This window comes from Alkalitalea saponilacus (assembly GCF_900168165.1).
Lineage (GTDB): Bacteria > Bacteroidota > Bacteroidia > Bacteroidales > Marinilabiliaceae > Natronoflexus > Natronoflexus saponilacus.
Window position 1 is genome coordinate 337576 of record NZ_FUYV01000001.1, and the last position, 12641, is coordinate 350216.

Below are 12641 nucleotides of genomic sequence, written 5' to 3' on the forward strand. Positions count from 1 at the left end.
CAATGACTGGATTGGCGAGTTCTCCTGAGGCTTCGGGGGCAAATACAAAACAAAAAATAAACTGATGAAAATTTTAATACTTCTAACATTTATTGTCATTATTGGGGCCTTTGGTTGTAAGGCAAATAATAATGTTGCACGCAGTTCTGAAACCATTGAATTAATTATCAATCAAAATAAAAAGTATCAGATAATACATGGTTTTGGAGCCTCTGATGCTTGGAGTTGCCAGTTTGTTGGCAAATATTGGCCGGAGGACAAAAAGGAACAAATTGCAGATTGGCTGTTTAGTTCAAAGTTTGATAGAGACTCAAATCCAAAGGGGATTGGTTTAAACATGTGGCGCTTTAACATAGGAGGGGGAAGCGCTGCACAGGGGAGAAATAGCGGAATTAGAGATGAATGGCGACGGGCAGAGTCGTTTATGGTTGGAGATTCGCAGTATGATTGGAATCAACAATCAGGTCAACGATGGTTCTTAAAAGCTGCGCAAGAAAGAGGCGTGGAGCATTTTATTGGCTTTTTAAACAGCCCTCCTGTATTTCTGACAAGAAATGGACGTGCGTACTCCTCAGATAACCATAGATATAATTTGCCTGAAGAGAATTATTCAGCATTCGCTGTATATCTTGCTGATGTTGTGGAGAATGTTGAAAAGAATGATGGCGTATTTTTGAATTACATTAGCCCATTTAACGAGCCTCAATGGGACTGGATTGATGGGGGACAAGAAGGGGCTCCTGCGCAAAATAGCGAGATTGCTGCCATAACCCGAATTATTAATCAGAAATTTGAGAAACGGAATATCGTTTCTCAATTGGAAATTCCAGAAACAGCACATTATAAGTATCTGTATGAATCCAACGATAAACCAGGGAGAGGAAGTCAGATCCGTGCTTTTTTTGATCCAGAATCTGATAATTACATTGGTAATTTGTCACGTGTTACTCCCAAAATTGCAGCGCACAGTTATTTTACCACATGGCCAACAGAAAATTTGGTTGAAACCAGAAAACGGGTTCGCGAAGCTATTGAATCTAATCCCATGTCCATTGAATTTTGGATGACAGAGTATTGCATTCTGGAAAACAATAGCGAAATTACGGGACCAGGACGAGATCTCGGGATGGATGCTGCCTTATATATGGCCAGGGTGATGTTTGCCGATCTTGTTTTTGCCAATGCTCAATCGTGGCAATGGTGGCTTGGTGTAAGTCCTTATGATTATAATGATGGTTTGGTTTATATAGATCATGATAAATATGACGGAGAAATATATGACTCTAAGAAATTGTGGGCCATGGGTCATTTTTCACGATTTGTACTTCCAGGAATGAGGAGAGTTCAAGTTTCGAGGGGTGACAACATACAGGACGAAGCTGCCCTTGAATCCTTAATGAGTACTGCATTTGTGTCTGACGATGGACAATATACTACGATGGTATTGATTAACTATTCAGAAACTTCGATTCCTTTTGTGATGACCACTGAAAATGGAGAGTTTAATACTGAATTCAAATACTACTTAACCGACCATAGATCTGAAAACAACCTTACCCGTAAAGGTACAATTGGCATTGGAGACGTGGTAGAAATGCCAGCGAGAGCAATGATTACGATAACAAATGTTAATTGAGGATCGTTTATTTGTATTAAGATCGAATAATTGGTTATATGATAAAAATGCTATCTGAGAATTCAGATAGCATTTTTTAAAATTACGGTTTGAATTAATTATATCCCGGATTATTTTCCCATTTAACGTCCTTGTTTCTTTGTATTTCGCTTAATGGAATCGGGAACAGGTTAATGCGATGATTTAGCCCAGAAATGGTTTCTTTAATTGAGCTATCGCTATTGATTTTTGCTCTTTCAATTAAAGTTCCGGTTCGCATTATTGTTAATTGGCGATTTTCTTCAGCAAACATCTCTCTTGCACGTTCATCAAGTATGAAATCAAGGTTGTTTAATGCAATTGGAAATAGAAACACTAAAAAAAATGTGTCTTGATGTTTTCAAGCAGAAGATTACTTTAGAAGATTTGAAACGTTAACGAACACGCAGGTTTATTAAATGCGCTAAAGAGTAGATATACAGGTATATAAAGTTTTCGCAGAGTTAAAAATCATTAACGCTGTTTTTGTTTTCCGTTTTTTCTTTTCTATTTAGCATTGCCTTCATATCTTTGTGAAAATTAATTTTGTATTAAGCAACGAAGTATTTTGGCTGGTCTTTTTGTGTTTATTTAAGCTGTTACATTGTGATATATCCCTAAATGAACTGAAATACAGCGTAGAGTATCTTTCTTGATACATGTTTTTGGTGTTGTTTGTTTTATTAATGCCGTTCTCTGGATATTAGAATGTAGTCGTTTATATAATTACCGTTAACGAGAACGGTTTTGAATTTCAATTATTTCGATCTAAACCAATAAAAAACTATAATAATGATGAAGCTGAATCGTCAGAATGCAACTGAAGCCAAAACTTACCCTACACGTATTCTACAATTTGGAGAAGGTAATTTTTTGCGTGCTTTTTCCGATTGGATTGTTCACAAAATGAACAAATCCATTGATTTTAACACTGGAATTGATGTTGTTCAACCTTTGGCCAATGGGATGATTAATATGCTGAACGACCAGGATGGTTTATACCATGTTTATTTAAAAGGGATAAAAGACGGGCAGCCAATTCAAGAGTATACACTAATTGATTGTCTTAACGCGGGCATCAATCCATACACCGAATATGAGAAATACGAATCCTCTGTTTTGAATCCTGAGTTGCGTTTTGTTATTTCCAATACTACCGAAGCCGGTATTAGTTGGGATGATAACGAAAGCCTTGATCTGAAACCACAAAATTCGTTTCCAGGAAAAGTGGCGGCTTTATTGTATGCACGTTACAAGCAGTTCAACGGCGATGCATCAAAAGGATTGATTTTCTTCCCCTGCGAATTGATTGATAGAAATGGTGATATTTTAAAGAAATTTGTTTTAAAGCACGCAGAAAAGTGGGGTCTTGAAAAAGAGTTCATCAATTGGGTCGATGTTGCATGTTGTTTCTGTAATACTTTGGTTGACAGAATTGTTCCCGGTTTTCCAAAAGATGACATCAAAGAGATTCAACGTGAATTAGGATTTGAAGATGATTTAGTAGTTGTAGGTGAATACTTCCATTTTTGGGTAATTGAAGCTCCGGAATGGGTGAAGAAAGAGTTTCCTGCCGATAAGGCCGGATTGGATGTGAAATTCGTGAAGGACATGACCAAATATCGGGAACAAAAAGTTCAGGTATTGAATGGTTGCCATACCGGAAGTTATGCTGTATCTTTTTTAAGTGGAATTGAAACAGTGCGAGAGGCATTCGAAAATCTTGAAACCGGTGAATTTATGCGCGACCTGGTGTATGATGAGGTACTTACTGTTCTTGAAGGCGAGGATGTGGAACTGAAATCTTTTGCCAAGAAAATTCTTGAGCGTTTCAGAAATCCATATATCCGTCATCAATGGCAGAGTATTGCCTTAAACGCCATGTCGAAATGGGAAACCCGCAACCTTCCATCATTGCTGAACTATTATGAGAGCCATGGTATGTTACCGCAAAAACTCGTCTTTTCTCTTGCGGCCATGATCGCCTATTTTAAAGGAGAAGCCGATGGTCAAAAATATCCGGTTCAGGACGATCAGTGGATTATAGATTTTTACAAAGAGGCATGGGAGGCATGCGATGGCCGACCGGTTTCAATTTACCAACTGGTGGAGAAGGTTCTAAAACTGGACAAGGTATGGAAACGAGATTTAAATAAAGTTCCAAATCTTACCATATCAGTAAGTCATTATCTGTTCCTCATTCAACAAGTAGGAATGAAACGTGCTGTAAAGGCTGTATTAAATAAAAACAATCCTTTGATGCAAATGTCTTAATACATTTTACTCATCGGAAAAATATGATATAATGGCAAAGTTCTTATTGGTAAACCCCGAAGATAACGTGGCTGTTGCACTGGAAGCTGCAAATGCCGGAGATGTTGTTAACGTTGAAAGTTATCAGGTAACTCTAACAGAGAATATTCCTGTTGGACATAAGGTTGCGTTAAAAAATATTGATATAAATGAGGACATCATTAAATATGGTGCGCCAATCGGTCATGCAACTCAGGCCATAAACGCCGGAATGCATGTCCACACGCAGAATTTGAAAACAAACCTTTCGGGGAATCTGGTTTACTCATTTAATCAAAAGTTAAATGAACTGCGCTTTTCCGACCGAAACATGACGTTTGACGGCTACCGTCGTTCAAACGGGAAAACCGGAATCCGAAATGAGCTTTGGATTGTACCCACAGTTGGGTGTGTTAATGGGCAAGCCCAGCAAATCATCAACAGGTTTAACCGTGAAGTTAACCCTGTTGATATAGATGGGGTAGAAGTTTTCAAACACAGTTACGGTTGTTCTCAACTTGGAGATGACCATGAAAACACTCAAAAAGCTTTGGCCGATGTCATTAATCATCCCAACGCTGGAGGTGTGCTTGTTATAGGATTAGGCTGTGAAAACAATCAAATCTCACATCTTAAAAAATTCATAGGTGATTACGATGAGTCTCGAGTGCGGTACATGGTTGCACAGGAGGTGGATGATGAGGTTGAAGCCGGTTTTTCTATGCTCAAGGAGATTTACGAGGAGATGCGTTATGACAAACGAGAGCCTGTGCCTCTATCTGAATTAAAAGTTGGATTGAAATGTGGAGGCTCCGATGGTTTCTCCGGAATTACTGCCAACCCATTGGTTGGTGTATTTTCTGATTTTCTGGTTGCGCAAGGCGGCACAACGGTTTTAACGGAAGTTCCTGAAATGTTTGGTGCAGAAACCATCCTAATGGAGAGAGCCATTAATAAGGAAGTGTTTCAGAAAACGGTGGAGTTGATTAATGGGTTTAAGGACTACTACCATAAGCATAATCTGCCGGTTTATGAAAATCCCTCGCCCGGGAATAAAGATGGTGGTATTTCTACTTTGGAGGATAAATCATTGGGCTGTACCCAAAAAGGAGGAACAGCCACTGTGGTTGATGTATTGAAATATGCTGAGCCCATTCGTACGAATGGACTCAATTTGCTTTCTGCTCCAGGTAATGATTTGGTTGCTGCATCAGCTCTTGGTTTCAGCGGATGTCAGATGGTGCTTTTCACCACCGGAAGGGGAACTCCATTTGGTAGTTTTATACCTACAATGAAAATTTCAACCAACTCTAACCTTTTCAATAAAAAGACGAACTGGATTGATTTTAATGCTGGTCAACTATTGGAAGGTAAAACCATGGATCAGTTGCTTGAAGAGTTCATCAGTTTTGTGGTTGAAGTGGCCAGCGGAAAAAAGTTGAAACACGAGGAGACCGGGTTTAAAGAGATCGCTATTTTTAAAACCGGAGTAACCCTTTAATGACTTGTTTGTAACTGTTATATATTGAGAATTCAAAGCGAGTAGATCAAATTTGATCTACTCGCTTTTTTGTGATAAATCTAGTTTAAATTGTGAAATATTGTAGTTTTTTTTATAAAAGTATTTGGTACGTATAAAATTTAAAATATCTTTACACAGTTTTGTATTATATTTTATAACTAAAAAGGAAACAGGTGAAATGAGCAATTAGGGAATTTTTTGTTCTAAAGGCATAAAATAATCTGGGGCAAGTTTCATCTGACCTTGACAAAAAAACTACAAATATGAAAAAAAGGGTTTTTATTGTTTCAATGGCTATGCTGATGTTTTTTCAGCTGACAAGTCAGAATCGGAATTTGAAACTGCATTACGATTTCAAGAGTGTCACTCCTTCAGGCGAAATCCTGGATATGAGTGGAAATGGGTTTAATGCAGAATTGAAAAACGAAGCATTTTTGGATCATATGGGCGATTACCATATTCTGAACCTAGGGTTCCACAATGGTTATCTCGACATGGGGGAGAAAACCGGGGAGTTGGTGAATTCTTTGAAAGATTTTTCTGTCGCAACTTACGTTTATGTTGATGAGGGTGTTAGCTTGAGTCTTCATGGTAGTTTTATCTTAACATTTTCAAATTCAACTGACATTAGAAGCGATGGCAATGGTTGTATGTTCTTAAGTGCACGCGATCAGGCATATGCCATTACAAAAACCGACAATAGAGCCGAACAAGCGGTACGAGTGGGAGAACCTGTTCAACAGGGTGCCTGGATGCATATTGTATATACTCAAGAAGGCAACCAGGGAAACCTTTTCATAGATGGGAAAATGGTTGCGTCTAATACTGTAGATATTTTCCCATCAGCAATAGGCAAAACAAAATTCAATTTTATTGGTCGCTCTCCATACAAGGAAGATAATTATTTGAGAGGCTTGTTGGCTGATTTCAGAATTTATGACAAAGCATTGACGGCAAGAGAAATCAATCGGTTGGGACGAGAAACCAGCGGATTGGCTGAGGCTCATGTGGAGTATGCTCAACGTCCCATTAGATTGATTGCTAATGGAAACCCTCTGTTCTCTCATAAATACACAGCGGATCCTGCTGCTCTTGTTCACGATGATGTTTTTTATATTTATGCAGGTCAGGATGTTGGTGACGGAAGAGGTTATAATATGCCAAACTGGGTAGTGTTTTCATCTGAAGATTTAGAAACATGGTACGAACACCCCATTCCATTGCGACCTTCTGATTTTAGTTGGGCAAGAGGTAATTATGCATGGGCAGCCCAGGTTATTGAGCGTGATGGCAAATTTTACTGGTATGTATCAACTCAACATTATACCGGGGCACGTGCAATTGGGGTGGCAGTGTCTGACAGCCCAACCGGTCCGTTTGTGGATGCCATTGGGTCTGCTTTGATTACCAATGATATGACTACTCATTGTACAAACATTACCTGGGACGATATAGATCCGACCGTATGGATTGATGATGACGGACAGGCTTATCTGTTTTGGGGTAACACATGTTGCTACTATGTAAAGCTTAAGGACAATATGATTGAAATGGATGGTGATATTATGACAATCGAGGATCTTCCTCACTTCACCGAAGCACCTTGGATCCATAAGAAGAATGATTGGTACTACCTATCTTATGCTGCATGGTTCCCGGAAAAAACTGCTTATGCAAGAAGTAAAAGCATCAATGGCCCTTGGGAGTACATGGGTATTTTAAATGAAGTAGCCGGAAACAGCAATACAAATCACCAGGCTATTGTTGAATTTAAGGGACAATGGTATTTTGTTTATCACAATGGTGCATTGCCAACACAGGGTGGAAGCTATTTGCGTTCTGTTTGTATTGATTATCTACATCATAATGAGGATGGCTCCATCCAAAGGGTGATTATGACAACTGAAGGGGTTAATCCGGTACGCGATTAATTTTTTCTTGTGCTAAAATATTCTCAAGGACTTTTCAACGAAAAGTCCTTGAGTTTTTTTATCCATATTGTTCTGCTTTCTTGTGATTTCATCCTGTAATTCCGGAATCAGGTCATTAAAATAGTCGCTGTAACCGGCTTTCTAACTATTAAATCCCTGTAATTTTCGGGGCATTCCTGTGCTTACCTTAAAGTATTTGCATCAACCACATTAAATTGTATGTGATGTCCGTTCATTTTAAAGTATCCTGTCATACGGATTTCATTGACTGTTCCAGTTCGGTGTTTTCTGCTTTAAAAGATGACGAATGAAGAAGTCTCTTCGTTTGCGTTCCCCATATACACCGCCAAGTGTGTGTCCTACAGATGGTAATATTACCAGTTCAAATTCTTTATTGGCTTCTATCAGGGCTTTTGCCACTTGCATGGTGGAGGCAGGATCCACATTATCGTCTATTTCTCCATTAATCAGCATTAAATTTCCCTGGAGTTTATGAGCATTGACAACATTAGATGATTCCTGGTAATGAGGGCCAATCGGATAACCCATCCATTGTTCGTTCCACCATATTTTATCCATTCGGTTGTCGTGGCAGCCTGATGAAGCTACACCCGCTATGTAAAACTCAGGATGGAACAGAAGCGCGCCCATGGCACTTTGGCCTCCTGCAGAGGCACCATAGATACCCACCCTTGTGGTATCCATGTATGGATATTCTACTGCTGCAGCTTTTATCCATAATATCCTGTCGGGAAACCCTGCGTCTTTTAGATTTTTCCAGCATACATCATGAAAAGTTTTGGAACGGTTGGAAGTTCCCATCCCGTCAATCTGTACTACAATAAAACCGAGTTCTGCCAGACTGCTAAAAGCACCCATGTAAGGCGCAAAACTTTTCTGTACAAATGAACTGTGAGGTCCGGCATAAATATACTCTATTATCGGGTAGTCTTTTTCGGGATCAAAATTTGACGGACGGTAAATGTTGCCCCATATATCAGTTTTTCCATCGCGCCCTTTTGCCACAAAAACCTCAGGGGCAATCCATCCTTCATTTTCCAGATCAGAGATGTCTGCTTGCGCTAGTTTAAGTACAATATTCCCGTTTTCTCCGTCTCGAATTACGCTAATCGGCGGATATTCGGGTGTTGAGAAGGTGTTTAAAAAGAATTTGTGATTGTGCGAAAAAGATGCATGGTGGTTCATCTCTTCCGGTGTAAGTTCAGTAAGCCCTCTTCCATTAAATCCAATCCGATAGTAATGTATGTTGTATGGGTCTTCACTTTTGTTCCGGCCACTGGCCCGGAACAAAATTTGCCTGTTTTCTTCGTCTACATGTTCAACGCCTCTGACTACCCATTCTCCTTTGGTAATTTGGTTTTTTACTCTTCCCCTTTTTGCATCGTAAAGGTAGAGATGGTTCCAACCATCACGTTCAGATGCCCAAATTATTTCCTCTCCATTCTTCATGTTATGTCGATACCGTTTTCCACTGTAATCGATAAAAGTAGGGCTTGTTTCGTCAATGAGTATCCTTACATTTCCTGTTTGTGCATCAACCTCAACCACCTGATAAGTTTGGTGTCCGCGTTCATTAAATTCAAACGTGAACCCTCTGCTGTCGTCCCACCAGGCCGGGTTAGAAAGTGAGTATTGGTGCTCAAAAGGCTTGGTTTCAAGGGGAATTTGCAGCTTTTCTTCCACATTGAAAAGCGAAGGGCGTTTTATGGGAAGCGCGTCGCCGGGTTTTAGATACTCTATTTCATGTAGTTTTGGCTGCAGCTGATCCGAAGGAGCAGATTCAATAAATCGAATGAACTGTTTCTCATGTAATCGCACTTTGTTGGTTGCCAGGTAGCGTGAGTCTGGCGACCATGAGATGAAAGAAGAGTAAGTGTCCCCTTGTGCCCCATCAAAACTGAGTTGGTACTCAGTGTTATCCTGCCTGTTTCGAATATATACGTTGTAGTCTTTAATGAATGCCGTCCAAAGACTATCGGGAGACATAACGGGAGATTGACTCAGTTCATCTGTTGTTTGTCCCCAATGTCCTCTGTTTCCTCTTTGGCGAACCCGGGAGGTCTCCTTTAGTTCATAACTGCTTAAATCGACTTCATAGTTTATGTTATTTATCGTAAAAGTAATGGTATCTAAACCTGCTTTGAAAGAGAGGTCTCTAATAGGCAATGTGTATGGAGATACCCGATTGCTGCCATTTACTTTTTTGATGGCATCGCTTAGCATTTCATGATCGAAAGCCTTGCGAATGTTTTTCTCTTTTGAGTCGGCAAGAAAATATTCAGTACCTTGTTTGGTCTTTAAAGCATACCACAAAACGTGCGTGGTGTCAATCCAACCGGAGCCCAATATGGTGTTGTACACCATATCGTTAAATTTAGAAATGGAGTCGGCTTGCTTGTAATCTTCAGCCGTAAACTGAGCAAAAACAGGGATGGATAATAATGTGATGAATAACAGTAAAAGGCGGTATAAGTAGCCGAAGTATTTAATTCCAAATGTCATAAAATCAGTTTTAAAAACGCAATATAACGATTTTAAGAAATGGTGATGATGGTTTTAGAAAAAGTGCCAATTATTTTTAAAAATGTGATAATTGTGCGATTTTGATTAGGATTGTTATTCGATATGGTAAGTGTTGTTTGTAACGAGATGTTAATATTTGTATTATTTGCTTATGTTGTTTATTTTTATAAAGTAAAATCCCGGAGTGTCCATTAAATAACGGGCTCTCATCATTCCTTTTGTTCAAATTAATTGGACGCAGGCTGCTCTTTTTATCGGTTTAAATAATATAAAGGAATTTTATTAAATAGTATATAGCAAACAAGTGTATCTATGAAACGAGCATGATTAATTAATCACACATCTGGATGAAAACTCATCATGCGAGTTCCATCCGACTTTATTAAAAAAATTGATTTACGGATGAAAAAAATGATTTTGTCAGTTTGCTTACTTTTAATGGTAAGCTTTTCGTACCCGCAGAGTGCAGAGCGGTTCTATCCTGCGTCAGAATTAATCTCTGTAGGAGCTTATTATTATCCGGAACACTGGGACGAATCGGTATGGGAAAGGGATTTAAAACAAATGGCCGAAATGGGTTTTGAGTTTACCCATTATGGTGAATTTGCATGGGCTCAACTGGAGCCGGAAGAGGGAAAGTATGATTTTGATTGGCTGGATCGCGCCATCGAACTAGCAGATAAATATGGTCTTAAAGTGATTCTGTGTACATCTACCGCAACGCCTCCAGTATGGTTGGTGCGGAAATATCCAGAGGTGCTTATAACTCATGAAGACGGTACCCGTATGGATCACGGAGCCCGTCAGCATGCATCTTTTTCCAGTTCTTTTTACAGAGAGTATTCTCAAAAAATGATTGCCGAGTTGGCAATACGTTATGGAAATGATGAGCGGGTTATTGGGTGGCAGCTCGATAATGAACCTCGTACTTCTGTAGATTATGGATCCGATGCGCATGAACGTTTTCGTGCATGGCTTAAAGAGAAGTACGGAACCATTGAGGCTTTGAACAAAGCCTGGGGCAATGATTTCTGGAGTGGATTGTACAATGATTTCTCACAAATAAATATTCCACTGCACTCACAGTGGGGCATGAATTTGCATCAACGGCTCGATCACACCAGATTTTCCGATTGGGAAACATCCTCGTTTATGGACAAGCAGGCACGAACCATTCGCAAGCATATAAAACGTGATCAATGGATTACTACAAATTATATCCCCATGTATGATGTCCGCTATATCGGACAAAGCCGGGAACTGGACTTTGTGACTTATACCCGATATATGATTTATGGAGAGGGACTTGGAGTTGGCCGAAAGGGATACAGAATAGGTGAGCCGCTTCGAATCGCCATGGCCAACGATTATTTCAGGCCGTTGTCAGAAATTATTGGTGTTATGGAACTTCAACCCGGGCAGGTGAACTGGGGGCAAATTAATCCGCAACCGCTTCCCGGTGCTGTTCGGCTTTGGAACTGGCATGTTTTTGCAGGTGGCAGCAAATTTACCTGTACATACCGTTTCCGTGCGCCTTTATATGGTTATGAACAATACCATTACGGAATCATGGATTTTGATGGTGTGCGTCCATCACCTGGAGGGCTGGAGTTCCAGCAATTTATTGAAGAGATCAATTTATTGCGTGAGAACTACTCCGGTTCCAGTGTTCCCGACGACTATCTGAAACGTTATACCGGTGTTTTATTTGACCCCAATAATGCCATTGCAATGGCTCACAATCCGCAAACTACGGAATGGCATACCGAAAATCATGTGTTGAAATATTACAAAGCTCTAAAATCTTTTGGAGCTCCTGTTGATTTTGTGCGCGACACCATGGATATCTCAAAATACCCGGTATTGGTTGTTCCTGCTTATCAACAAATTTCCCGCGATCTCATACAAAACTTAACGGCCTATGCCCAAAATGGCGGACATCTGGTGATGACTGTTCGTACCGGCCATCAGGATCCTTACGGACATTTATGGGAAGCGCCTTATGCTCAGCCCATTTATGATTTGATAGGAAGTGAAATTGAGTTTTATGATCTCTTAATGCCCCATGCCCCGGATAATGTGAAAATGGATGGCGAAATGCATCCCTGGACAAGCTGGGGCGAAATTTTGAAACCATTCCCGGGAACAGAATCATGGGCAACTTTCGAAGATGATTTTTATGCCGGAAAACCTGCTGTAACCTGGCGAAAGCTTGGTAACGGCACAGTAACTTATGTTGGGGTTGATACCCATGACGGCCAACTGGAGCACAAAGTGCTCACACGCGTTTTTGAGCGCGCAAATATTAAAACCGAAAGCTACCCCGAAGGTATTCTTGTGGAGTATCGCGATGGCTTTGGCGTAGCCATGAATTACTCGGATAAAAACTATGAGGTAAAAATACCTTCCGGTTCACAAATTTTGGTGGGACAACCTAATATCGCTCCTGCTGAAGTTGTGGTGTGGAAAGTTGAATAAAGTATTTTCAATACTCATCCTATCGTATCCTTGCAGTTCAAGGAGCTTTAATACTCATCCGATGACTTCCCCACGATTGTGTTAGTCATCGGATGAGTTCTTACAGAGAAACTGTTTTAATTTAGCTTCTAATATATGTTATAGATGCGTCCCGATAAAATCGGGATTAGATTTTAGACAGATAGATCAGTTGAGAAAGACGATTAGATGTATCTTATTT

7 protein-coding genes are annotated in these 12641 nt (G+C 39.9%); 5 read left to right on the forward strand and 2 right to left on the reverse strand.

Features of this window, described 5'->3' with window-relative positions:
- The first annotated feature begins 64 nt into the window (after positions 1-64).
- Entirely contained in the window at positions 65-1636 is a 1572-nt protein-coding gene (locus tag B5X70_RS01190) for a glycoside hydrolase (protein ID WP_079556024.1), read from the forward strand.
- A 94-nt stretch (positions 1637-1730) separates the two neighbouring features.
- Here B5X70_RS01190 and B5X70_RS01195 read toward each other — a convergent pair whose 3' ends face one another.
- Positions 1731-1991: a RagB/SusD family nutrient uptake outer membrane protein gene (locus B5X70_RS01195; RefSeq protein ID WP_198314234.1), complete on the reverse strand. Its 261-nt coding sequence runs from the start codon at positions 1989-1991 to the stop codon at positions 1731-1733.
- Positions 1992-2446: 455 nt separating this feature from the next.
- Between B5X70_RS01195 and B5X70_RS01200 the strand changes: the two genes are divergently transcribed.
- The 3 genes from B5X70_RS01200 (at position 2447) to B5X70_RS01210 (ending at position 7399) form a co-directional block, all read left to right on the forward strand.
- Positions 2447-3928, forward strand: coding sequence for a tagaturonate reductase (locus B5X70_RS01200; RefSeq protein ID WP_198314233.1), 1482 nt, complete (start codon positions 2447-2449; stop codon positions 3926-3928).
- 31 nt (positions 3929-3959) lie between these two features.
- Positions 3960-5447: a UxaA family hydrolase gene (locus B5X70_RS01205; protein WP_079556025.1), complete on the forward strand. Its 1488-nt coding sequence runs from the start codon at positions 3960-3962 to the stop codon at positions 5445-5447.
- A 284-nt stretch (positions 5448-5731) separates the two neighbouring features.
- Entirely contained in the window at positions 5732-7399 is a 1668-nt protein-coding gene (locus tag B5X70_RS01210) for a family 43 glycosylhydrolase (RefSeq protein ID WP_079556026.1), read from the forward strand.
- A gap of 261 nt (positions 7400-7660) precedes the next feature.
- Here the strand turns inward: B5X70_RS01210 and B5X70_RS01215 are convergent, their stop codons facing one another.
- Positions 7661-9922, reverse strand: coding sequence for a S9 family peptidase (locus tag B5X70_RS01215; protein WP_079556027.1), 2262 nt, complete (start codon positions 9920-9922; stop codon positions 7661-7663).
- A 423-nt stretch (positions 9923-10345) separates the two neighbouring features.
- Between B5X70_RS01215 and B5X70_RS01220 the strand changes: the two genes are divergently transcribed.
- The gene (locus tag B5X70_RS01220) at positions 10346-12421 is read left to right on the forward strand and encodes a beta-galactosidase (protein WP_079556220.1); all 2076 of its coding nucleotides are present in this window, start codon (positions 10346-10348) and stop codon (positions 12419-12421) included.
- Positions 12422-12641: the final 220 nt, after the last annotated feature.